Source organism: Coleofasciculus sp. A1-SPW-01, from assembly GCF_040217205.1.
Lineage (GTDB): Bacteria > Cyanobacteriota > Cyanobacteriia > Cyanobacteriales > Coleofasciculaceae > Coleofasciculus > Coleofasciculus chthonoplastes_A.
In genome coordinates this window covers 17,546-40,410 of record NZ_JAVJNP010000090.1, presented here as the reverse complement: position 1 = coordinate 40,410, position 22,865 = coordinate 17,546, and the positions used below count along the sequence as shown (strand labels likewise).

Annotated in this window: 19 protein-coding genes and 1 pseudogene; 7 read left to right on the top strand and 13 right to left on the bottom strand. The window is 44.7% G+C overall.

Annotated features, from left to right (window positions below; genetic code table 11):
• Nucleotides 1-78: 78 nt before the first annotated feature.
• The 6 genes from RH949_RS13680 to cobU all read right to left on the bottom strand — a co-directional run bounded on the left by RH949_RS13680 (nucleotide 79) and on the right by cobU (nucleotide 7,483).
• A complete protein-coding gene (locus RH949_RS13680) occupies nucleotides 79-297 on the bottom strand; it encodes a hypothetical protein (RefSeq protein ID WP_006101415.1) in 219 nt (72 codons plus the stop codon).
• A 323-nt stretch (nucleotides 298-620) separates the two neighbouring features.
• Nucleotides 621-3,212 (bottom strand): tetratricopeptide repeat protein, encoded by a 2,592-nt coding sequence (locus RH949_RS13675; protein ID WP_446353799.1) that lies wholly within the window; start codon nucleotides 3,210-3,212, stop codon nucleotides 621-623.
• Between the two features lie 139 nt (nucleotides 3,213-3,351).
• On the bottom strand, nucleotides 3,352-3,534 hold the full coding sequence (locus tag RH949_RS13670) for a hypothetical protein (RefSeq protein WP_052307484.1): 183 nt from the start codon (nucleotides 3,532-3,534) through the stop codon (nucleotides 3,352-3,354).
• 272 nt (nucleotides 3,535-3,806) lie between these two features.
• Complete coding sequence (locus RH949_RS13665) at nucleotides 3,807-5,681, bottom strand: adenylate/guanylate cyclase domain-containing protein (protein WP_446353796.1); 1,875 nt, start codon at nucleotides 5,679-5,681, stop codon at nucleotides 3,807-3,809.
• A 551-nt stretch (nucleotides 5,682-6,232) separates the two neighbouring features.
• Nucleotides 6,233-6,844: a hypothetical protein gene (locus RH949_RS13660; protein ID WP_006101466.1), complete on the bottom strand. Its 612-nt coding sequence runs from the start codon at nucleotides 6,842-6,844 to the stop codon at nucleotides 6,233-6,235.
• A gap of 54 nt (nucleotides 6,845-6,898) precedes the next feature.
• Nucleotides 6,899-7,483: a bifunctional adenosylcobinamide kinase/adenosylcobinamide-phosphate guanylyltransferase gene (gene cobU / locus RH949_RS13655; RefSeq protein ID WP_446353794.1), complete on the bottom strand. Its 585-nt coding sequence runs from the start codon at nucleotides 7,481-7,483 to the stop codon at nucleotides 6,899-6,901.
• 167 nt (nucleotides 7,484-7,650) lie between these two features.
• Here cobU and RH949_RS13650 point away from each other — a divergent pair, with 167 nt between their 5' ends.
• The 3 genes from RH949_RS13650 to hpsU all read left to right on the top strand — a co-directional run bounded on the left by RH949_RS13650 (nucleotide 7,651) and on the right by hpsU (nucleotide 10,502).
• Nucleotides 7,651-8,370 carry a hypothetical protein gene (locus tag RH949_RS13650; RefSeq protein ID WP_006101385.1) on the top strand — a complete coding sequence of 240 codons (720 nt, stop codon included), beginning with the start codon at nucleotides 7,651-7,653 and terminating at the stop codon, nucleotides 8,368-8,370.
• A gap of 394 nt (nucleotides 8,371-8,764) precedes the next feature.
• The gene (locus RH949_RS13645; protein ID WP_446353792.1) at nucleotides 8,765-9,721 is read left to right on the top strand and encodes a glycosyltransferase family 2 protein; all 957 of its coding nucleotides are present in this window, start codon (nucleotides 8,765-8,767) and stop codon (nucleotides 9,719-9,721) included.
• Nucleotides 9,722-9,893: 172 nt separating this feature from the next.
• Entirely contained in the window at nucleotides 9,894-10,502 is a 609-nt protein-coding gene (gene hpsU / locus RH949_RS13640; protein WP_446353946.1) for a hormogonium polysaccharide biosynthesis acetyltransferase HpsU, read from the top strand.
• Nucleotides 10,503-10,590: 88 nt separating this feature from the next.
• Here hpsU and RH949_RS13635 read toward each other — a convergent pair whose 3' ends face one another.
• From RH949_RS13635 to RH949_RS13620, 4 genes and pseudogenes are all read right to left on the bottom strand, one after another.
• On the bottom strand, nucleotides 10,591-11,403 hold the full coding sequence (locus RH949_RS13635; RefSeq protein WP_006101473.1) for a Uma2 family endonuclease: 813 nt from the start codon (nucleotides 11,401-11,403) through the stop codon (nucleotides 10,591-10,593).
• A gap of 318 nt (nucleotides 11,404-11,721) precedes the next feature.
• Nucleotides 11,722-13,002, bottom strand: a complete 1,281-nt coding sequence (locus tag RH949_RS13630; RefSeq protein WP_446353789.1) for an ABC transporter substrate-binding protein — start codon at nucleotides 13,000-13,002, stop codon at nucleotides 11,722-11,724.
• A gap of 214 nt (nucleotides 13,003-13,216) precedes the next feature.
• Nucleotides 13,217-13,861, bottom strand: coding sequence for a pyridoxamine 5'-phosphate oxidase (pdxH, locus tag RH949_RS13625; RefSeq protein ID WP_446353787.1), 645 nt, complete (start codon nucleotides 13,859-13,861; stop codon nucleotides 13,217-13,219).
• A gap of 55 nt (nucleotides 13,862-13,916) precedes the next feature.
• Nucleotides 13,917-14,617, bottom strand: a pseudogene (locus RH949_RS13620) (RRXRR domain-containing protein).
• Nucleotides 14,618-14,966: 349 nt separating this feature from the next.
• Between RH949_RS13620 and RH949_RS13615 the strand changes: the two are divergent.
• The 3 genes from RH949_RS13615 (at nucleotide 14,967) to RH949_RS13605 (ending at nucleotide 17,873) form a co-directional block, all read left to right on the top strand.
• The gene (locus RH949_RS13615) at nucleotides 14,967-15,335 is read left to right on the top strand and encodes a LapA family protein (protein ID WP_006101442.1); all 369 of its coding nucleotides are present in this window, start codon (nucleotides 14,967-14,969) and stop codon (nucleotides 15,333-15,335) included.
• A gap of 187 nt (nucleotides 15,336-15,522) precedes the next feature.
• Complete coding sequence (locus RH949_RS13610) at nucleotides 15,523-16,323, top strand: segregation/condensation protein A (protein ID WP_006101577.1); 801 nt, start codon at nucleotides 15,523-15,525, stop codon at nucleotides 16,321-16,323.
• Nucleotides 16,324-16,706: 383 nt separating this feature from the next.
• Nucleotides 16,707-17,873 carry a sugar phosphate nucleotidyltransferase gene (locus RH949_RS13605; RefSeq protein ID WP_446353784.1) on the top strand — a complete coding sequence of 389 codons (1,167 nt, stop codon included), beginning with the start codon at nucleotides 16,707-16,709 and terminating at the stop codon, nucleotides 17,871-17,873.
• Between the two features lie 195 nt (nucleotides 17,874-18,068).
• On the opposite strand, the gene speA is transcribed toward RH949_RS13605, so the two are convergent.
• Nucleotides 18,069-20,168 (bottom strand): biosynthetic arginine decarboxylase, encoded by a 2,100-nt coding sequence (gene speA / locus RH949_RS13600; RefSeq protein WP_446353782.1) that lies wholly within the window; start codon nucleotides 20,166-20,168, stop codon nucleotides 18,069-18,071.
• 190 nt (nucleotides 20,169-20,358) lie between these two features.
• Between speA and RH949_RS13595 the strand changes: the two genes are divergently transcribed.
• On the top strand, nucleotides 20,359-21,066 hold the full coding sequence (locus tag RH949_RS13595) for a hypothetical protein (protein ID WP_446353780.1): 708 nt from the start codon (nucleotides 20,359-20,361) through the stop codon (nucleotides 21,064-21,066).
• 96 nt (nucleotides 21,067-21,162) lie between these two features.
• Here the strand turns inward: RH949_RS13595 and aroH are convergent, their stop codons facing one another.
• Nucleotides 21,163-21,558 (bottom strand): chorismate mutase, encoded by a 396-nt coding sequence (gene aroH / locus RH949_RS13590; protein WP_006101418.1) that lies wholly within the window; start codon nucleotides 21,556-21,558, stop codon nucleotides 21,163-21,165.
• Between the two features lie 235 nt (nucleotides 21,559-21,793).
• Nucleotides 21,794-22,618: a signal peptide peptidase SppA gene (gene sppA / locus RH949_RS13585; RefSeq protein WP_006101454.1), complete on the bottom strand. Its 825-nt coding sequence runs from the start codon at nucleotides 22,616-22,618 to the stop codon at nucleotides 21,794-21,796.
• Nucleotides 22,619-22,865: the final 247 nt, after the last annotated feature.

Here is a 22,865-nt window from a genome sequence, read left to right as displayed (position 1 = left end):
GTTCTCTGGTGGAAGGAAATAGTCGATCAGTTCTACCAAAAGGAGAAGTAATTTATATACACCCAGTCTACCCGTTAACTATGCCGTCGCTTCCCTGGGGATAGATAGGGAGCTATTTATGACCCAGCCTTGTTCTTCCCAGGGTTCAAGCGGAGTGATGGAATAGTAGGATGTCATTTGCTCAAGCTGACGCAAATCCTCAACCTGTACGCCCTGAAAGAGTTTGTCTAAGGCGTCGCGATCGGCTGAGGTTAGCGGAACTCTGGGGTATATACGAGTTTGTGTCTGTTTTGCCATAGTTTAATCCTGAATCAATTTCTAAATGGGGCTGTTACGAATAAATATTACAGAAGCTTTACATAAATACATCCGTCATTTTACGGAGATTGTCTGATCCGGGATTCTGACTAGAGATGCACTCATAGATTGCGTCTTTTGTCAATATAGTTGTGAATTGTATAAAATTTAACTAAAAAGCTGTTTTAAAAGTTGGTTGTCGGGTGTGTCGGGACAGGTTTAGACACAGATGCCATAAAATTAATTGATAACTTGAGGACACAACTCGCCCCCACTAGAATTCTGCGAAAATGCAATATCCTCTTGCTTATTCATCGGTTTAGTCAATTGATGTCACCTTGAATCAAAGCCTGAAACTGATTATCTCCTCGAAGATTATCAAAAGCTGAATCGGTTTTGGCAATCTCTCGATACTCTTCAGGATTCAGCTTAATGGCTTGTTTCAAGCTTTCAACGGCTAGGTCAATTTTATTTTGCAACGCATAACAGCAAGCTTTGCTATAAAAATTATCGGCATTATTCGGTTTAATTTTTGTAGCTTCTTCAAAGCTAGTGATCGCTTCTTCCAACCGTCCCAAATCATAAAACGCAAGACCTCTGATGTACCAGTTATCATGGAAATCCTGTTTTATTTGTGTGGCTTTATCAAAGGATATAATAGCTTGTTTGAGGTATCCTGACATCGCTAGTGCAATTCCTTTATTGTACGAGGCTTCGTAATAGGTAGGCTGGATTTCCAGAGCCTTGTTACAGCTAGTAATAGCTTCCTTGAACTGTCCTAATTTCCGTAACACAATGCTACGATTATTCCAGGCTTGGTGGAGATTGGGTTGGATTTGTATGGCTTTATTGAAACAAGTGAGTGCTTTATCTAAGTTTTTCAACTTTAGCAGTACAGTTCCCCTGTTGTTCAACGCTTCCCAGGAGTCTGGTTTTAATTCCAGAGCTTTATCAAAGCAGGCGAGAGATTCATCTAGACGTCTCAAGTTTAACAGCGCATCACCTCGGTTATTCCAGGCTTCGTGGAAGTCTGGCTTTATTTGTATAGCCTTATCAAAGCTGACGATTGCTTCCTCCAGAAGTCTCAACTTCAACAATACAACGCCCCGGTTATTCCAGGCTTCGTGGAAGTCCGGCTTTATTTGTATAGCCTTATCAAAGCTGACGATTGCTTCCTCCAGAAGTCTCAAGTTCAACAGCGCAATACCTCTATTATGCCAAGCTTGGTAGTAGTTAGATTTGATTTGTATAGCTTTGTCGTGGCTAATAATTGCTTCTTTATTGTGTCCTAAATCTCGTAGCGCACTACCCCGATTGCTCCAAGCTTCATAGTTATTCGGTTTTAATTCAAGACCTTTATCGTAGTTAGTGATCGCTTCTTTGAGGTTTCCCAACTTGTGCAGTGCATAACCCTTACCCAAATAAGCATAGCCTTCTAAGTTCTCCAGCACATATTCTTTACCAAAGTTAGATTTGCATAGCTTCTGGGTTGTTTCAAGAGTTTTATTTATGCTAATAATACCTTCTTTAGAGTATCCTAATTTTATAGCATTAAAACCAAAAATAAGACTTGAAACTAGCATTTTTTTGGAGTGTTTAGTAGCCAGTTGTAAGACAAGGCTAGACAAAGGTGAAATATATTGTATCGATTCCACACGCCTGCCCTTCGCTTCAATTTGTCCATCACGCGGTTCGAGAATATGTTCTTTACTTATCAGATAGTTCCAAGCATGGCGAATTTTCCTCCAATGCTGTAAGCGCTGTAGCAAATTTCCATCTGCAATCAGCAGGGCTGTCGGCTTTACAGTAAAGGGGTAAAGCGAAATGCCCACCATCTCCAGCAATTCCACTGCATCGTAAATGTAGGGAGCAATAGGATATTTCTTAACTACCTCTTGATACCGTTTTTCCCAAGTTCCTTTCAGTGTGTCGCGGAAGGTATCTCTTGTCAAAGACTGGCGATTATTTTTCGCGCTGCGAAGATTCTCGACAATATTTCTAAAAGTATGGTCATTTCTCTGGGCGAGACAGGCATAATCATCAGGGTTTGCTTCAATCTTTGCCTGGGAAACAGCCTCTCTCAAAACGCTAATAATAGCTGATTCTTCGGGTTCTGTTAATTCATAGATAGCAAAGCGTTTCCACAGCGCTGGATATTTATCAAATTCCAATTTTTCCCACTCACTTGGTTCATCCGTAAATTCTCGTTCCTTTTCATTACGAGCCGTGGCAATAACCCGAATATCCTCTTTACGGCAAGATTTTTCATAAAATTCGATTGCTCGAATTAATCGTTCTTGTAGTGGCACATTTAACCGTTGTAATGGCTCATCGGCTTTTGGGGATTGCTCAATGCGCCCACCGTAAATTTTGCTGTTCAAGTCATCAAGGAAAAACAGCAATTTCCTATCCGTACCAATCTTATCCTCTGGAAATCTAGGGAGTGCATCCAACCATTCACCCCGCTTCAGGTGAAGAATTGTCCAGCCTTCGGTATTCAGTCTCTGTGCTAAATTTGCCGCTTCCCGTGTTTTCCCGATTCCAGTCGGTGCGAGAATCAAAACCCAGCGCGATTCGTCCAGCTTTTGTTTCAATTCGTCGTGAATGCTACGCCCAGAAATTCGCTCCTGATATGGGATTTTGTAATCAGCTAGCGGATCATTCGTATCACCACCGAGAATAGCTGGCAATACCTTACTTTGTGGTTTTATGACATCAAAAGGAAAAGTGTCAGGAAGAATTTGCCGCTGGCGACGTTGCTGGAGCATCCACCAGAATAAACGCACAGTTAGAGGTACAATTCCAACGCCAAGGATGACGATGAAAATATCCTTGTTTTCACTGATTAATGTCAGACTGGTTTCCAGTAAGCCTTGCACCTGTCGTAGCCAAACGTAGAGAACCTGGTTAATCATGCATGGGAGGAGTAAAATGATTAAGATGCGCTCCTTAGCATCGCACTCTTTCCCAAATTTTATCTTAGGAACTTTAAGTTAGCAGGCGTGCTGTTACTGAGTTTATGCCTTTAACCCTACATTCTACCTTCAAGGGACTTCAAACTTTAGAGTTGTGACAACCCGATAAGCAGCCACCGCGCACCCATCCTTTCTCTTCCCAACGATCTAAGGGTGCTACAGCATAGTAAGAACTAATCGTTTCTATTTGATTAACGAACTCACCATCTAATCCTGAAAAGATTTTATCTAACGCCGCTGTGTCTTTGTGATTTAACGGCATTTTTGAATTTCCCCGATTTCTTGGCATCGTTCTTCCCCTATAATTTCAATCCACTTAGATGTTCTTTTTTTAGTTTATTAAGAAAAAGCAATAATGATCAATTTTTTCTATAGAGATAGCTTATCACTCCTATTGCCATCTTTAGCTCTGATCGGCAACTGATGATGATTCTCGGTGATTGTTGATCCGTTCTATGTTAAGCCAGTAGATATACTTAAGTAAATATACTCAAAGTTGGTGAACCGGGAACGGGGAACAGTAAGGATTTGAGGCTAGTGAATCTTCCCCTTAAGAAAATAAGTTGTCATCTTCCCTTTTCCTTTAACCTGAATAGTGCCTCGTTCCTCAAACAGATAGTTATCCTGCAACTTTTTATACGTAAACTCAGTAACCTGAATTTTATCAGGAAGCCCTTGGGATTCCATGCGTGAAGCGATATTAACCGTATCTCCCCACAAATCATAACTAAACTTTTTGATGCCAATGACTCCAGCAACAACGGGTCCGGTATTGATCCCAATCCGAATACTTAAGGTTTGATTATTCTGGTTATTAAATTTGGTAATTACCTGTTGCATATCTAGCGCCATATTCGCCGTAGCTTCAGCATGATCGGGGCGAGGAGTGGGGAGTCCCCCTACCACCATATAGGCATCCCCAATTGTTTTAATTTTCTCTAATCCATAATAATCACTCAATTCATCAAACGCCGAAAAAATTCGGTTAAGTAATTCAACAACTTGGGCAGGGGGGAAGCGAGCCGATAATTCGGTAAAGCCAACAATATCGGCAAACAAAACTGTGACTTCCTCAAAATTATCTGCGATTGTACTTTCGAGTTGTTTCAAGCGTTGAGCAATTACTTTGGGTAAAATATTTAGCAGTAGGCGTTCGCCTTGCTCTTGTTCATAGTGCAGTGCTTCTTGCCATGCTTTACGTACCGTAATATCTTCTACGGTTCCTTCATAGTAAATAAAATTACCGTGTTTATCGCGGACAGCTCTTGCCTTCTCCTCAATCCAGATTTTTGTGCCATTTTTCCGGTACACTTGCGATTCAAAATCCGAAACTGATCCATATTTCTCCAGAACGCGGATTAATTCATCGTGACGGTTTGGCTGAACGTAAAGCTGACGATTAAGATTAATTAAATTGTTACACAGTTCTTCAGCAGAAGCATACCCATAAATCGTTGCCAATGTGTTATTTGCCGTTAAAAAACGTCCACTTGGAGTAATTTTAAAAATTCCTTCTACGGAATCATCAAAACTAATCCGATATTTTTCTTCGCATTTTTGCAGATTTTTGGTTAGCTGTTGAGTTTTGGCGATAAGCACAATAAATAAGGTTGCCGCTATCAAACCAGAAACGACATAAAATAAAATTCGATAAATTTTAGTTTTCCTGAGAAATACTTGATAAGAATGCTGATAAATGTCCAGGATCTGTTCACTTTGTTGCTCCGTGGGTAATTCCAGAATTTGCAGCACCAGACTATCCACCTGAGATTCATGGGTCACAATAATTTCGGCATAGATTAGGGCGGCATCGAGTTCAGAAAGACTCAGGGTAGACGATGCTGTCAATACATCGACACGTTGCCGAATTGCTGCCATTTGTCTCTGGATTTTGATAATTAATTCATCACTAGGAGATAGGGTATAAATTAAAACATCATTCAACAGAGTATTCAACTGATTGATTAACTGATCAGCGTCTGGTTCCGTTGCGGCTTGACTCGATAATTTTTGAATCGTATTAGGCAGGAATTTTAAAGATTGATTGAGAATAGTTTCTTGTTCAATCAATTCTTCGATTAAAACCTGCTTATCTTGAAAAAGTGAGCGATTCTGTTGTAAGGCTGACTTAAGTTCTGGATAATACTCTCTATTAACAAAATCAGGTATATCTTCTAAGTTATGGTGTAAGTCGTCAATCTGACTTAAATCATTAAGAATAGTTTCAGGATCATTGAACGACTCCTGTTGAGCCTGCAAGATATCTGTATTTAAAGTTGCGTCAGTTTCCTGGAGTTGGTGTAAGTTTGACAGATACTGATGGTGTTGACTAAAATTGATAGTCTGAGCTTTAATGAATAATATAACCCATAAAAAAGTTCCGCCTGCAGCAATTCCTATATTTCGCATAGCGGAGAACTTCATAATCAGCTCAGGTTCAATCGATTTAACAGACCTTACACCTAAACAGGCGACTCGATCGGGATAGATATCCTATCCACTCTTTTCAGGGCGTGAAAGGGCTAACAAAGACATCGTTTGCAAAACTTTGCGAACATGATGATCCATCAGCCGGAAAACTGCTCCAGCTAGGATGTTGGCTCGGTTTAGGTTATGTCTTGTTGGATACCTTCAACCTAGAGTCGGCAAAACAGTTTAAATTCATCGCCCCACCTAGGTGGATGTCTCGCTCTGCTCTCCAGGTGGGACATACAAGGGTCTGCCTGATTCTGCTCAAAGCCGATCGCCCGTCTATACTGACAGCGACGGAGTAGCCAAAAAAACATGTCAGACCAGAATGGACTTCTCCGTCACCTTTGGGTGAAGACGTTTTACTCTCAACCAGATAATATAGAAACACGCTGCACTGGGGTGTAAGTTCTACTTAAAATAACTTCCGGTTCCAATCCAGTCCGGAAGAGTTACCCCAGACAACAGCGTTAAGTTTTATTGAGAAATTATTAATCGGTCGCGGATTTCTGGTTACCAGATGCCAAGGAATTCTCAGGTGATGCTGACAAAGGTTTCCTGAGACAAGAGGTGCGATCGCGCACCAACCGCAGATAATCTTGCTGATTTAACGATTCTGGGGGGTGAGGAGATTCTCTGGTCTGATTTTTGGGATCGGGAGAAGCCTCTCGATCACTACCATCTGGATTCTCACCCTGACGCAGGCGGTGGTGAATCGCCCTCAAGCGATTCTGATTATTGATCGGTTCTCGCGGTTTGGGTAAATCCGTATTGGGCCAATTGGATAAATCGCTACAGGCGCAAGACTCTGGCGGTAATCCCACGTTGAACATAGGAACAGGCATATCGCAGCGGGAACAGGGTTCAAGATCCCACTTGGATGTCAACAACTCAGAAATCGTCTGGCTAGTTCCGGTGAGATAACAATCTCCGCTTTCGGGGGAAAGCAGATATTGCCAGAGTTCCTCAAACTCTTGACTGTAGCGATCGCCAGCAATGATTCGCTGTGGTTGCAGCACCTTTTCACCATTGTGGACGACAATTGTTTTGCCAACCTGAAACCAATAGGCTAGGTAGCGTTTGACTTGTTGTTCAGATGCCATAGAATATATAAGACCTCAGCAGCAAAAGCTGCTTTATTGTTACCGTCTGTATTTCTATGGTAGCGATTCCCGCGATAGCGGTGATCCCAGGGTGCTGAGATTAAGCACATGACCACCCGTAACCAAATACACGGGATTGGCAATCATACCGAACTGACGCACGACTTGACCGAGGCGATCGCGAAAAGTTCTGCCTAGGGGATAAGCCGGAACCACACCCCAACCCGTTTCTTCAGCAACCAGAATGATGGTGGCGGAGCTTTGGTTAACAGTTCGCCAGAGGGTGTCTGTGGTATCCTGCCAAATCCCATCCTCTTGATCTAGGCAATTCGCCACCCAGGTTCCCAAGGAGTCAATTAACAGACAATAATCCGGTTGATCCCACTCCAGAATCGTCTCGACTAAATCTATCGGCGTCCACACCAACGTCCACTCGGCAGGGCGTCTCTGTTGATGCTTCTCAATCCGGGCAACCCACTCTAAATCATTGGGATCAACCTGTGCCGTTGCCACATAAACAACCTGCTTATCTGTCTTATCGGCTAATTGTTCTGCCCATTCACTTTTTCCAGAACGGGCTGGACCCGTGACCAGGATAAGCTGACCCATCGATAGTATGGTTCCCGCGATCGCTTTCATCTGCCGTGATCAAGTTTAATCGACAAAGATCAAAAATTAGCGATTTGCCGAATCTCTTGCCAGATTGGGTCAAAATTGAATAGGTAGGTGGCAATGTCCCAAAACTAAACCCTAGGGACTTCATCTGCTGCAAGAAGCGTGATTTTTGCCCAGTGACATCAGAAACGATGAAACCAGAACTGCAACGGATCGAAAGCACTCTATCTCAATTAGCTCAGGATGACCAAACCCCATCCACGGCTGTGGCGTCCCCAGTGGACTCAACTGGGGATCAGTCTAGCGACTCCGCCAAAGGGAAAGAACCTTCATTCTCGATTAGTGTGACGCCATTCCCGGCTCAAAAGCAGCAAGATAAAACCCCAACACTGCCGAAACTCAAATCCGCTAGCTTCAGTGAACATCGCCATAGCGCCAATCCCGCCTTGGCAATGAATCTGCTCAAAGAAATTGAAGATATTGTCTCGGGTTGGCAGAAACAACTGCACACTATAGTCCGCCAAATTCAAGATATTTATATGGATGGACCAATCGTTGAGGGGTGGTTAGAATCTCATGCTCGTCAACCGGAAGCGGATCACTCAGGAGTACGTCGTGCTGAGGTGGATCGACTCATGGACTATGTAACCCAACCGTGGCATCAATCCCAGGGCGATGAGAATGTTACCTGTGAATCCCCCCGTGCAGGTTATCGCCTTTGTGGATTAGATGCAGATGGTCAGTTTTGGGTGCGTACCTGTCCAGCGGATCAAGTGCCTAGTGTCAGTTTAGCGATCGCACGTTATCAGAAGCTACGACAACTGCTGAGTCGAAAAGATGATCTGGAAACGCGCCTAAGTCAGCTTGCAGAAACCCTAGCGGTATTGCACGCGCACCTCGGTAATGATTGAACATTCAACCGAAAGTTGGCAGGTTAGTGAGTTAGGAAGTTATAACATTGATGGAACGTAATCGCACTTATGTGTCTGTTTCCCATCCCTTATCCCGTTCAAATTCTTTAATTGAGAATGGTACTGTAGCCTATCCCACCAGAAGAGAAACGATCAAAACGCTAAACTATGAATTGGAGCATCTAGCCAAACGTTTGTTTAACCAGTAGAAATGGTATGGTCAAAGTGACAAAATTTCATAATCCTCTCCAGGAATCGAGGGAATGCTACGATTGGCGCTATTGATCACAGTTCCGCCTGCCCCAACTCGAACACATTTTGAATCCTATTCATGATCAGCGTTCAAAATACAAGTAAACCGTTCCCGTTCTCACCGATTCAATCTTTTTAAAGTATGACTAGTCTTGATTCTAAAGTTCCCGTTTCGGTTCTAATTCCGGCAAAAAACGAAGAAGCTAATCTTCCGGCTTGTCTGGCTAGTGTGGCTAGAGCCGATGAAGTATTTATAGTGGATTCCCAAAGTAGCGATCGCTCTATCGAAATTGCCGAAAAAACGGGTGCGAAAGTCGTGCAATTTTATTTCAATGGGCATTGGCCCAAAAAGAAAAACTGGAGTTTGGAAAATCTGCCCTTTCGTAATGAATGGGTGCTGATTGTGGATTGCGATGAACGCATTCCCCCAGCGCTTTGGGATGAAATTGCTACGGCGATTAAAAATCCCAACTATGAAGGGTACTATATCAATCGCCGCGTTTATTTCTTAGGCAAGTGGATTCGCCATGGGGGAAAATATCCAGACTGGAATCTGCGCTTGTTTAAACATCAAAAAGGTCGCTATGAAAATCTGGGAACTGAAGGAATTCCCAATACAGGAGATAATGAAGTTCACGAACACGTTATCCTGCAAGGGTTAGTTGGTTATCTCAAAGCAGATATGGATCATATAGACTTCCGAGATATCTACCATTGGTTGGCACGACACAATCGCTATTCTAACTGGGAAGCCCGGGTCTACCTTAATATGCTCACGGGTCATGATGAATCAGGTACGATTGGTGCTAATTTATTTGGGGATGCGGTACAGCGTAAGCGTTTTTTGAGAAAGGTTTGGGTGTGGCTACCCTTTAAACCAACCTTGCGATTTATTATCTTTTACTTTATCCGATTTGGCTTTCTGGATGGTAAAGCAGGTTATATTTACGGACGCTTGTTGAGTCAATACGAATATCAAATTGGTGTCAAACTCTACGAATTACGCAAATTTGGCGGTCATCTCAATCCAGAGGCGGAAACATCAACCGTATCATCTGCGAAATCTCCGGCTACTTCTGTGGTTTCTCCCAATTCCTAATCGGCTGTTACATTGTTCAGATTGCTGATTAAAATTTGGTCAAAGGAAAGAGGAAAAAGGGAATTTTATTGATTTGACAATGAAAAAAATAATAATTGATTAGCCAAAGCGCTAAAAAAATAAAATTTTTGCCATTATTGATATTAAGGTTTAAATGCCGAACAGCTTATCTATGAGCCGAGACTTAGACACCAACGTTCCAGATTTCACCGAACCTCCTGTTTTGGATGACACCCCGTTAGTTGATTTGCGAAATTATGACCAGTCCAATTTTGACCGGGGGCGTCCAAGCTGGTTCATTTTACTCTGGTGGTTGGTGCAAGCTGTTGCTTTTCCGATAAGTCCACATAATTTTAATGGCTTTCGCTGCTTTATCCTGAGGTTATTTGGTGCAAAAATTGGTCGAGGCGTACTCATCCGTCCAACCGCTCGCTTTACCTATCCTTGGAAGGTAGAAATTGGGGACTATAGCTGGATTGGGGATGATGTGGTGTTGTACAGCTTAGAGCAGATTCACATCGGATGTCATTGTGTGATTTCTCAAAAAAGCTATCTTTGCACCGGAAGTCATGATATTCAAGATGCGGCTTTTAGTCTAAAAACGGCGGGAATTAGTGTTGGGAATGGAGTTTGGATTGCGACGGATTGCTTTATTGCTCCTGGTGTCCAAATTGGAGCGAATGCCGTTATTGGCACCCGCAGTAGTGTTTTTAGTAATATTCCGGCTCAACAGGTGTGTTGGGGAACACCCGCTCACCCCCGTTATCTACGGCAGATTTAGGTAATCAGGTATAAATAAAAAAATATAATTTCCGGTCTGATGCAGTACCTTAGTAAGGGCGAAGACAGGGCAACTACAAACCTAGCACCTATTCCAACTCATCGGGATCAACCCCTAATTCCCGCAATCGTGCCGCCAATCGTTCTGCCCTTTCTTGTGCCGTAACCGCCCTTTCCTGTGCCGTAACCGCCCTTTCCTGTGCCGTAACCGCCCTTTCCTGTGCCTCTACAGCTTCCTCCTCTGGCGTTAAAATTAACTCACCCTCAATCGTCATCCACCGCAACCACAGACGATTAATTCCCCGAAAACTCCCCTGCCATAATCCTAAACTTAACTCTAATTCCGGCATCAATAACCGATTATCAATCAGATTCATCGGTTCATAATGACCCCCGACTAAATGAAACCCCTGCACTTCATTGGTATAACGACTAAACACAATTGAGTAAGGAATCCGCAAAATCTGCTCGTAAACTTGCCACTTTGTTGGCGGATTTCCTGGTGTTTGCACCGTTCTACCTAAATCTTCCTCTTGTGTACCGGGCGATAATAATTCCACAACGACAAAGGGATTCACCTCTTCTTGCCAAACCACGTAACTTAATCGTAAATCCCGCCCTTCATACAACCGAGGTACACCTACCACACCAAACCAATCTGGACGTTTGTACCACTGAGGATGGGTAACACTATAGTAAAGATTCAAATCACAAGCAGAAAATACCAACTCCAGATTCCAGTTAGCTGGTTGAAACGTCAGAAGCAACAATAAGGGTTGGAAAAAATGAAACTCGTCTGGCAATCCAGGTTCCTCCGGGTTATCACTCGGTAAATCATACATCGTCGGTAAGGTTTGCCGAGGTGAAAGCGGTGGATCTGATTGAGTTGAAAGGCGAACCATGGTGATTTATTGCGGTTTTCCTTTAGGGATTAGTTTTAGGCTAGCACCCAATACCACCATGCTCCACGGATCTCCCCGATGCTTGGGATATTTGGTATCTTATATGTTACCGTTTTTCCGGAATACTCCCATCGATTTCGATTACTAGACTGGTGTTCTAGAGTTTAACGCCTAATACCTAATACCTAATACCTAATCCCACATTCCGCACTTCATAATGTACTACGTAATGATTACGCCTTTTGGGATTTTTGTACTACTTTGCATACTACAACTTGACGTGCGGAATGTGGGTTATATTGTCCCTACTTACTTAGATTATCTATCTGACCAACTCTCCTCAATCCTATTCAAAACACTATCCACCTCTTCTCCACCCACATAATCTACAATACCTGTCCAAAACGTACCCGTTCCCACTGCTCCTGGCATCATATCTGAACCGTCAAAGCGCACAACTTTTGCATTAGATAAAATCTCAACTTGTCGTTTCGTTACCTCATCCGGATACGCCTCTAAACTCACTTGTTGATGCGGAGAGAGATAACCACCAATACCTGCCAAGATTTCATGAGGCTTTGATGTTGCTAAATATTCCATTAACTTTCGCGCTTCTGGAGTATCATTAAACATGGCAACGATTTCTCCTGAGACCAATACAGGAGCATCAATGTCTTGATTAATAGTGGGAAAGGGAAAAACATCAACATCTTTACCCATCACCACATTATCCGGAAAAAACGCTGTAATAAAGCTACCCTGATGATGCATATAACAACTGGGTGATTGTTCAAAAAGACCCTTCGGTGAGTCTCCAAATGGGGTACTTAGTACACCCGTTGTACCCCCAAGAACATATTTAGGGTTAAGGGCAATTGTGCCAAATTTTTCAAACGCTGTCTTAACGGTGGGATGATTGAAGGGGATTTCATGAGTAATCCACTGATCATAAACCTCTGCCCCAGCCTGATGCAGCATGATATCTTCTACCCAATCTGTCCCCACCCAACCTGTAGCACTACCATTTTCCATACCGATACACCAAGGAACACCACCATCGGCTACAATTTTGTCTGACAATGCGATCATTTCATCCCATGTTGTCGGAACTTCATAGCCCTTGGCTGTAAAGGCAGTTGGGTTATACCAAACTAAGCTTTTGACAAATGCCCGATACCAGATACCATAGATTTGGTCATCAACGCTAGCTAAATTCAACCAATCCTGAGCATAAGCATCAGATAGCTGTGTCATATCCATAAAGGAATCAATCGCCACCAGCTTTCCTTCGCGGGCAAAGTCAGTCATCAAACCCGGTTGGGGAAACATGGCAATATCTGGCGCATTCCCTGAATCAACCCGCACGGGTAATAGAGTAGCAAACTCACTCGTGCCTTCGTAAACTACCTTAATTCCTGTTTCTTCAGTAAATGGTGCTAGGGCTTTTTTAAGTTCCTCCTCACCCTTGCCTGTACCAACTCCCATAATGGTCACGGTATTGCTTTGAGCAGACTCATTTTGAGCCGGACTACAAGCGGCTAAAACTATTGGTAAGCTCAATAGTAAAGTCAGTTTTTGACTAACTTTTGCTGTCAACATTTCTATTTTCTACCCAATGGGAATAAATTTAATCTAATGATGCACCCCACTGGTTTAGTTTTAACAATTAGTATTCGTATTGGTGCTGAAAAATCAACATCAAGTTCTGGCGTCATAGTCCTTCTAAGATAACCTTGATTTTGGCGATCGGCAATAGCTGATGACTTATAAATTTTAAATAATGAATTATGAATTACCTGTTCTCTGTTCCCTGCTACGGAGATAAACGTTGTATCATCCAGCCACCCTCTTCTGTACGTTGATAGAGCAACCGATCATGTAACCGACTTGGACGCCCCTGCCAAAACTCCATGGCGACAGGAATTAATCGAAATCCTCCCCAGTGAGGTGGACGGGGTATGGTTTTAGTCTCATACTCTTTTTTAAGCTGTTGTAATCGTTGCTCCAGTACCTCGCGGCTGTCAATCACCTGACTTTGCTCAGATGCCCAAGCCCCCAGTTGAGAGTCTTGGGGACGGCTATGAAAATAAGCATCTGACTCCTCAGCCGACACCTGCTCAATCTGTCCCTCAATCCGCACTTGTCGTTCTAGCTGAGTCCACCAAAAGGCGATCGCACCCCAAGGATTTGCCAATAACTGCTGTCCCTTGTGACTTTTGTAGTTTGTATAGAAGACAAACCCCCGCTCATCGTATCCTTTAAGCAGTACCATTCGCGCCGACGGTTTCCCATCAGGTGTTGCCGTCGCCAGAGTCATCGCATTGGGTTCTGGCAACTTCGCGGCTACCGCTTGGTCAAACCATACGGTAAATTGCTCGAATGGATTGGGATGAGCATCTGTTTTATTTAACCGTTGTAGGCTGTACTCTTGCCGCAAATCGGCGATGCTTTTACTCATCGTATACCTCGTGAGACTCCGGCTAAGAGCGAAGCAAGCCGGAGAGGGATAGAGGTCAAATCTTGCCACATCGAGTAGCAAGATTTGACAATCCAGTTGAAGGCACGACAATTAACCCCGTGCTTCGCTGCAACAACTGGACTTTTTTGGCGCTAAACTGCCCTAGTCGCTTCCAGTTTTTATCGGAAACAGAAACTTGTTTCTCTGTGTCTCCAGAACACCAGCCTATGTAAACCTTTCCTGCTTTTTGGGCTACAACCTTGTCTCCCTTTCTGAAGCCATGGCGGGTAACTGTACCACCATATTTGCGTCGTACATCACCTTTAGATGGGACACACAGATGTAATTGTCTACGGCTAATTGGTGGTCTACGGACTATTGCAAAGGGTGCAGGTGTAATCTGAACATCACCATACCAGTTGCCATATTTAGCCTGATTAGAGTGCCATTCTCGCCATTGGGTGAACTCAAACGCCGCCAAGGTTACACCGTCAACAGCGTGTGTGCCTGGTGTCTGATTGGCAGGGTAGCAAGGCTCGATTGAACCCCAATCCCCGAATAACATTTGCCGGGGTCTATACCCAAAGCTATGGGTTGAGTATTCTCTCCTGTTTCAAAGGTCAACTGGATGGCAAAGCATTCTAAGTCGTTGTGTACAATTTTGGCTTTACCTTCTTTGAGCCAACGTCTAGCGCGGCTAGGTTGGGTTGGCATTAAAGGTTTGCCTGACTTCGATAAAACTGGTACTCGTAACATAGCGATAAGCCTCCGAGTAAAGTATTTATATTGAGCGACTTGTATCGAGCGAAGTCGAGATAAGTCGAAATGTAGTCCCTTCCCGCCATCTCGGTTAAGATGTCTTAACTTAACAACAACCCGACAAAGGGTTTTAGAGGTGTCTGGACTAGGGAAACATCCAGAGGTCTGTACCAAACCGAGACTCTATGCGGTATTCAACGTTTAATTGCCGTTTGTCCGGCAATCCCTAACAGAGGAGCGATAGCTAGGTTAGGGTTGTTGAATTTCTCAATTTTTGCTCCAGACAAAAGGTTTTAGCATCTCTTGCTAAAATTATCAAGACACTGTAGACTGAAAGGCTAGCCGAATGCGACAACTCAATTTTCTGCTCATCTTTGCTGTATGTTTAGCGTTAGTTCTATTTAGCTTGCAAAACACGCAGCCCACGTCGATTCAAATTATTGAAGGCATTGATGTTGAGGCTCCTCTAGCCCTAGAACTGATTATAGCCATGGGACTAGGTTCTGTATTGGCATGGCTTTTTAGTGTTTGGGCGCAGCTACAGCGACAGCTAGAGTCCTGGAAAGCCGCTCGTCAGATCCGAGCGAAAGAGGAACGCATTGAAGAATTAGAGCAAGACATGGAACGGTATAAGGCAGAAGTCGAAGAACACCAATTACCCGCACTATCGGCATCTGAAACGGTAACAGAAGGTACTATCGTTGAGCAAGGGTGAATAGATTTTGGGGCAATGTGAGAGTGTTAACCCTTCACTTCTCCTTCATTTCGTTTGAGGACATGGTTCGAGGGCATGGTGCGTGAGTTAACTTCCCCTGCTTCCCCTGCTTCCCCTGCTTCCCCTGCTTCCCCTGCTCCCCCTGCTTCCCCTGCTTCCCCTGCTTCCCCTGCTCCCCCTATCTCTGATGAGACAAACGCCTGCTACCGAAGCGATCGCGCTATTAATTGACCTAGCCCAACGTGGAGAAATCGATCCCTGGGATGTTCAGGTGATTGAAGTGATTGATCGCTATCTCAGTAGTCTCCCCTGGGGGAACGATGCTCAACTCAATCCCCATGACACCGATTTGTCCCAATCCGGACAAGCTTTTTTATGGGCGTCAATGCTTGTCTTACTCAAAGCAGACACGCTACAACGTTTAGAGGAACCCGAAGAACCGGAATTCAGCGACATCGAAGCGGAAATCGAACCCACGAATGAACCGCGCTTACCCTTATATTTGGAACGCCATATCCGTCGTCGCACGGCTGCACCCCCGCCCAAAAAACGCCCCGTCACCCTAAACGAGTTGATCGAGCAATTACAGCAAATGGCAGATCAACTCGAAGCCACCCCCACACCCATTCGCTCCACCCGCCGCCAATCTCTATCACGAGGACAAGCAGCACAAGCTATCACCCAGCTAGCTCACGATGAAAATCTAACCGACATTGCTAAACGCCTAGAACAGTTTATTTCCGGTCATTGGCATGAAATAGCAGCAGGAAAAGATTGGCTGAATCTAGAGCAATTGCTAGAGTGGTGGACGGTATCACCAACAGTATCGACGAATGACAATCGCCCAAGGGCTGTTGATACCACTAAACCCCTAGTCAGCGATCGAGTCGGTGTGTTTTGGGCGCTGCTCCTGTTATCGGCTCAGTCTAAGGTGGAATTATCCCAAGAGGAATTCTACCAAGACTTAAAAATCCGGACGCTGGGGTAAATCAATCAGGGGTGTTATCTGGGATTCCGATTGGCAGCTTAATCGGCTGTTCAACACTTGACAGAATGCACCAATACCAGTCGAACGAACCGCATCTTGCCGTTTTGCCTCTTGGCTTCAGGCAAGAGCATTCAGATACTTATGTATAGGGTATGTAGCCTCCTACATACTTACCCAGGTCAGTGGTGCATAGTGATTGATTAGGTATCGGTAGTCACTCAAACTTTTGTGAACCTACCCCTTTGTCACCTGATCTCTGTCATTTTTCCCGGTATATAGGATGAGTCTTGACAACGGTTCAAAGTCCTTAAGGGCAACCACTGAGCATCAGACTCTATTGACCAACTTGAACATTTGTGGCATAGCTTGAGGAAGATAATTTTATGAAAGCCATGATTCTGGCAGCCGGTAAGGGGACTCGGGTTCGCCCCATTACCTACACCATTCCCAAACCATTGATTCCCATCCTGCAAAAACCTGTAATGGAGTTTTTATTAGAACTTCTAAGGCAGCATGGTTTTGAGCAAGTTGTGGTTAACGTCTCTCACTTAGCTCATGAAATTGAAGGCTACTTCCGGGACGGTCAACGATTTGGTGTCGAAATTACCTATTCATTTGAAGGTCGAATTATCGATGGTCAACTGGTTGGAGAAGCCTTGGGTTCTGCCGGTGGCATGCGTAAGATCCAAGACTTTTATCCCTTTTTTGACGACACCTTTGTTGTCCTTTGCGGGGATGCTCTGATTGATCTTGATCTGTCTGCTGCTGTCAAGTGGCATAAAGAAAAAGGTTCTGTGGCTACGATTGTGACCAAACCCGTGCCGCGAGAGCGAGTCTCTAGCTATGGTGTGGTGGTGACTGACGAAAGCGGTCGGATTAAAACTTTCCAGGAAAAACCCTCGGTAGAAGAAGCTCTCAGCACCAATATCAATACGGGCATTTATATTTTTGAACCCGAAGTCTTAGATTATATTCCATCTGGTCAGGAATATGACATCGGTGGCGATTTATTTCCCAAATTAGTGGAAATGGATGCGCCCTTTTATGCCGTATCAATGGATTTCCAGTGGGTGGACATTGGCAAAGTTCCCGACTATTGGCATGCGGTTCGGGGTGTTTTGACGGGAGACATCAAAAATGTCTCGATTCCCGGTAAACAAGTGGCTCCCGGTGTTTACACCGGATTAAATGTGGCGGTCAATTGGGATAAAGTGGATGTCAAAGGACCGGTTTACATTGGCGGTATGACCCATATTGAAGATGGAGCGAAAATTATTGGTCCATCGATGATTGGTCCGAATTGCTGGATCTGTAAAGGCGCAACGGTTGATAACAGCGTTATTTTTGAATATTCCCGCTTGGGTGCAGGCGTTCGCTTAGTCGATAAGCTGGTCTTTGGACGCTACTGCGTGGATAAGACGGGTGCAACAATTGACGTGCAAGCGGCTGCCCTCGATTGGCTGATTACGGATACCCGCCAGACACTTCCATCCCAAGATCCCGAAGAAAAGCAAGCGATTGATGAAATTCTTCTGGGTCAAAATGGTTAGTCCATAACCTCTGAGTTGCTCACCCAACCATTCATGTTGTTGGTTGGGTGGGCAATTCCACCGTATTTAGGGTCGGCTGAATAAGTATTGTTGTGGGGTTAGGGAGCTCTTGAAGCAGGGGAAGCAGGGGAAGCAGGGGAAGCAGGGAGAGAATTGTACTTTTCCTGATTCCAACACTTATTCCGCAACTTCTCGCTAAGAAGACAGATAAGTATAACTACTCAGACTCTTCTGGTAGTTTTGCAGCAACCGTTGGGATTCTGCCAAGGTAATGCTATTGTCTCGTAGAGCTTGTTCGGTGCGACGACGAATGCTTTCAACTAAGTCCTCAGCGTCGTACTGAACATAACTCAATACTTCTGTTATGGTATCTCCCTTAACCAGATGCTCAATTTCATAGCCTCTGGGTGCGAGTCGAATATGGACAGTATTGGTGTTGCCAAACAGGTTGTGTAAATTGCCCATAATTTCTTGGTAAGCTCCGACTAAAAATAAGCCGAGGTAATAGGGTTCTCTGGTTTGAGGATGAGAGGTTGTTTCTGATTCCTCTAGAACAGTCGATTGAGTGTCCTTATCCGTAAACTCCCCGCCGCTACCCTGGTTTTCCTGTACTTTCGCTTTTCTTAACGGATGCAGTTCCAGCACGGATTTAACATCCCGCAGGTCAATAAACTGGTTAATTTTGCCGTCACTGTCACAGGTCAAATCGGCTAAGATCCCTCGACAGGTGGGTTCCTCATTCAGCCGATGGATGGGCATAATCGGAAAGAGTTGGTTCATTGCCCAGGAATCGGGAACTGATTGAAAGACCGATAAGTTGACGTAATAAATTGACGCCATAATTTTTTCTAAGTCTTCGAGATCGTCAGGTACATAGTCCTGAGTCCTAACAATGTTGAGAATTTTCTCACAGCACGCCCAGTACAATTGTTCGGCTCTAGCCCGTTGGGTCAGGCTGAGATAACCGAGATTGAAGAGGCTTTTGGCTTCTTCATTAAATTGAATAGCGTCGTGGTAAGCTTCTTGGTAATTTTCGACAGTGATATTTCCGTAAGTTTCCCAGAGGTTACGGATAATCAGATGTTCGTTCTGGTGAGCAGGTGCAGGTTCTCCAGAGAGAACATCGCTGGTATTGAGGACATCAAAGATGAGTACGGATTGATGAGAGGCGATCGCACGACCACTTTCACTAATTAACACCGGGGCGGGAATCTGGCGGGCTTCACAGGCTTCCTTCACCTCGGCAACGATATCGTTGGCATAATTCTGCATGTTGTAATTTTTCGAGGCGTGGAAGTTGGTTTTAGAGCCGTCATAATCAATGGCTAAACCACCCCCCACATCCAGATAGTTCATATTAGCGCCCAAGGCACGCAACTCGACATAGATTTGACTGGCTTCTCGAATCGCATCTTTAATCACGCTAATCGCAGAGGTTTGAGAGCCAATATGAAAGTGCAATAACTGCAAGGCGTTGAGCAATCCAGCATCCCGGAGTTGATTGACACCCGAAAGGATCTCCGGAAGCGTCAGACCAAACTTAGCGCGATCGCCTGTGGATTCTCCCCAACGCCCACTCCCTTTTGTACTCAGTTTGGCTCGTACACCGACTATCGGCTCAATACCGAGTTTTGCCGAAATGTCAATCACAAGCTGGACTTCTTCGAGTTGCTCAATCACAATAATCGGTTTTTGTCCCAACCGCATGGATAGCAGTGCCGTTTCGATATATTCTCGGTCTTTGTGACCATTACAGATAAGCAGAGCGCCATCGGTTTTTAAGGTGGCTAGTGCAATCATCAGTTCCGGTTTAGACCCCGCTTCTAAGCCAAACTGATAAGGGTGTCCAACCTGCACCAACTCTTCGACCAGATGTCGGTGCTGATTACACTTGACCGGATACACCCCCTGGTAACGACCGGGGTAATTATAGCGAGCGATCGCCTTGGCAAAACAGGCATTTAAGCGCTCAATGCGATCGGCGAGGATATCGGAAAAGCGAATTAATAACGGGAGTTCCAGATTACGTCCTTTGAGCGCTTCGACTAATTCAAACAAATCCAGGGAACCGCCGCGATCGCCTTTGGGGGAAACCGTCACATGACCGACGGCGTTAATCGAAAAGTAGGGTTCTCCCCATCCCTGAATCCGATAAAGTTTCTCACTCTCCTCAATCGTCCAAGTTGGGCGTGATGATCTGCCATGAGGTAAGCGAGTGTGAGCAGGAATATCCGGGTGATGCGGTTGCTGCTTTTGCTCGCGAATGCTAATTGTAGATGTTAGCTCTCCTGTCATATCTGTTCGATCACCCTTTAAATTACGCCTTGCGATTGTTAATGCTAGCGCATCTCGGTAATGGCATTGAGAGGATTTTTGTCATGTTGTCCAAGAAACCATGTTAAAATTCCTTCAGCATAGTGGTTTCTCTACTCTCAAGGCGCAAAGCGTCACGTTTTCAAGTTGATCCTGACTGTAAAGGGCGTCAATGCTCAATTCATCTGACCATTCTTCCGAACAGCACAATTACCCACAGGTATTACAGCAGCTCGTTAACAGGTATCCCTTTGTCTTTTGGGGAACAATCTGGGGCTTTCTCGTCTTGATTGGCACTGTGGCAGCAGTTGGTTTACTCAATCCTGGACGGATTGAGTCAGATAAATCTGTGCCGAAACCTTTGGTCTCAACGATTTTGGAATCAACCGCAAGACAGACACCCTTATCGAACTCTCCGATAACCTCCTCGCCAGAAAACTCTTCACCAAAAGAAGGTTTACCCCTTACTTTATTTTTGGGTCTAGCCTTTGGTTGTGCCGCCGGTTCTTGGTTAGTCACTCAGGCGTTTAGGCAATCTACTCAACGTCGTCAAGTTATCAAACCGTCTAAACCAACCCGGCGCAAAAAACGGCGACGCCCCGTAAATCACAGTCAAGTTTCCCAACCCCCACAATCGGAGGAGAAGAAACAAGCAATCCAGACGTTGGACTCTCCCCAGCCCGTTGCTTATGATTCAGACACTGAAGTAACCGTCGTACCTGATCAAGAAAAAAATCCCTTAGATCAGGAGGAACAGAGTCTTGCCGAAATGCTGGATTTACGCAAACGTGAGTCTCTAGCGTCGATAATGCGGCGAAGTTTGTCTACAGGGCGAGACATTTCTCTGAGTCAAACATCAAGTTATTTAAATAACAAATAAATTCTGGATTATCCATTAGAATTTTCTGTTCCCTGTTTCCTGTTCCCTGTTCCCTGTTCCCTGTTCCCCGAAATGATAAAGGACAAATGACACCCCTTATACGTGGGATGAGCTTAATTGAGCTAGACTCCAATCGGGTCTTAAGTTTTTTGCTTGACGCAGATAAGGGTGATAAATCTCGGTTTGGCTCACTGGGGTATTAATGTGGATGAGGCATCGGATACAGCGTTCCAGGCTTCCTTCTACATGCATTTGCTGGAGATCGAGTAATGCTACATTATCCCAATTAGGACGTTCACGAGCGATCGCGGCAGGAAAAATCGTATCCAAATCCCGTGTCGTTGTAAAGATTACACTGATCATTTCCTCGTGGTCGATCTGATTATGGGTTTCTATCTCATCTAAAAGTTCTGTTACAGCATCTCGAATTGCTGCAACCGTATTTTCTGACACCGTTGTTGCCCCACGAATCGCTCGAACACGCCACTCCACTGTTAATATCCTCCTAAAAAGTTTTGAGTTTTGACCCTTCGCTTCGCTCAAGGGAATCTGGTTTGTAGGGGCGGGTTTAGGGATTTTCGCGCCAGCTATTGATGGTAACCTTTGTACAAAACCCGCCCTGACTAGGTTTTGAGCTTTGACCCTTCACAACCTTCGAGGGCATGGTGCGTGAGTCAACTCTTTTATCTTCCCTGCACCACCGTTGTCCCACTCTCCTGCTAAACCCCTAAGGTCGATAGAGCCAAAGCGGTTGACCACTGGTCGATAGTTCAAATTCTAACCAATTTATCCCTGCCGATAACCCAGAGTTCATCCGACCCGTATTGCCAGGAATCAAACGACTCAAGAGGCGCTTAGGTTCCTCAATCGTCTCACATTTTGTTTTCTCTGGGTCAAGACCCACCAGTTCGGCTGCCCAGCGACGGGCATCTTCCTCCGTTCCGAGGCGATCAACCACCCCTAAATCCAAGGCTTGCTGACCCGTAAAAATTCGACCATCAGCAAAGCTTCTCACCGTTTCCACCGCCAGGTTTCGTGCTTCAGCAACGGTTTGCACGAACTGCTGATAACTCGTATCAATCATCTCTTGCAGAATCGTCTTTTCGGGGTCAGTGAGTTCGCGGTCAAACCCCAGAATATCTTTGTAGGGACCCGATTTAACAACTTTGAAGGAAACCCCAATCTTATCCAAGAGGCGTTCTAGATTATTACCGCGCAGGATAACGCCAATGCTTCCTGTAATCGTACCGGGGTTGGTCACGATCTGTTCAGCTCCCATACCAACGTAAACTCCCCCAGAGGCGGAGATATTCCCAAAACTGGCAATAATTTTCACCTTCTCCCGCAGGCGCATTAAGGCGCTGTAGATTTCCTGAGAGTCACCAACGGTGCCGCCAGGACTGTCAATTCGCAACAGTAAGGCAGGAAATTTCTTTTCTTCCACGGTTTTGAGCGCGTCTAGTACCCGTTGGCGAGTATTACCAGCAATCAAACCCGTGATTTCGATGCGAGCAATTTGTTTACGCGATTTAGGCTTAAAGGGCCAGGGCATATCGTTTCAAAAATGAGGGATGTAGACACGAAGCGGTGTCCCGCCACGTTAAATACGTTAGCCAGCGTGAGAACCGCTATATTACTTTACCAGTTTGCACGATCTCAGACTTTTTGTCCGAATCATGTTTTCAGCACAGACCTGTCGAATGACGAAGGACGAAGGACAAAGGACAATAACCCATGACATTTTTGTCTCGTATGCTTAACATAAAGTAAAAATTTAGTACAATCTATGTAAAGAATCG

Excerpts from the sequence above, each read along its gene's own strand:
- RH949_RS13680 (WP_006101415.1), bottom strand. The coding sequence starts at position 297 with ATGGCAAAACAGACACAAACTCGTATATACCCCAGAGTTCCGCTAACC.
- RH949_RS13675 (WP_446353799.1), bottom strand. The coding sequence starts at position 3,212 with ATGATTAACCAGGTTCTCTACGTTTGGCTACGACAGGTGCAAGGCTTA.
- RH949_RS13670 (WP_052307484.1), bottom strand. The coding sequence starts at position 3,534 with ATGCCGTTAAATCACAAAGACACAGCGGCGTTAGATAAAATCTTTTCA.
- RH949_RS13665 (WP_446353796.1), bottom strand. The coding sequence starts at position 5,681 with ATGCGAAATATAGGAATTGCTGCAGGCGGAACTTTTTTATGGGTTATA.
- RH949_RS13660 (WP_006101466.1), bottom strand. The coding sequence starts at position 6,844 with ATGGCATCTGAACAACAAGTCAAACGCTACCTAGCCTATTGGTTTCAG.
- cobU (WP_446353794.1), bottom strand. The coding sequence starts at position 7,483 with ATGAAAGCGATCGCGGGAACCATACTATCGATGGGTCAGCTTATCCTG.
- RH949_RS13650 (WP_006101385.1), top strand. The coding sequence starts at position 7,651 with ATGAAACCAGAACTGCAACGGATCGAAAGCACTCTATCTCAATTAGCT.
- RH949_RS13645 (WP_446353792.1), top strand. The coding sequence starts at position 8,765 with ATGACTAGTCTTGATTCTAAAGTTCCCGTTTCGGTTCTAATTCCGGCA.
- hpsU (WP_446353946.1), top strand. The coding sequence starts at position 9,894 with ATGAGCCGAGACTTAGACACCAACGTTCCAGATTTCACCGAACCTCCT.
- RH949_RS13635 (WP_006101473.1), bottom strand. The coding sequence starts at position 11,403 with ATGGTTCGCCTTTCAACTCAATCAGATCCACCGCTTTCACCTCGGCAA.
- RH949_RS13630 (WP_446353789.1), bottom strand. The coding sequence starts at position 13,002 with ATGTTGACAGCAAAAGTTAGTCAAAAACTGACTTTACTATTGAGCTTA.
- pdxH (WP_446353787.1), bottom strand. The coding sequence starts at position 13,861 with ATGAGTAAAAGCATCGCCGATTTGCGGCAAGAGTACAGCCTACAACGG.
- RH949_RS13615 (WP_006101442.1), top strand. The coding sequence starts at position 14,967 with ATGCGACAACTCAATTTTCTGCTCATCTTTGCTGTATGTTTAGCGTTA.
- RH949_RS13610 (WP_006101577.1), top strand. The coding sequence starts at position 15,523 with ATGAGACAAACGCCTGCTACCGAAGCGATCGCGCTATTAATTGACCTA.
- RH949_RS13605 (WP_446353784.1), top strand. The coding sequence starts at position 16,707 with ATGAAAGCCATGATTCTGGCAGCCGGTAAGGGGACTCGGGTTCGCCCC.
- speA (WP_446353782.1), bottom strand. The coding sequence starts at position 20,168 with ATGACAGGAGAGCTAACATCTACAATTAGCATTCGCGAGCAAAAGCAG.
- RH949_RS13595 (WP_446353780.1), top strand. The coding sequence starts at position 20,359 with ATGCTCAATTCATCTGACCATTCTTCCGAACAGCACAATTACCCACAG.
- sppA (WP_006101454.1), bottom strand. The coding sequence starts at position 22,618 with ATGCCCTGGCCCTTTAAGCCTAAATCGCGTAAACAAATTGCTCGCATC.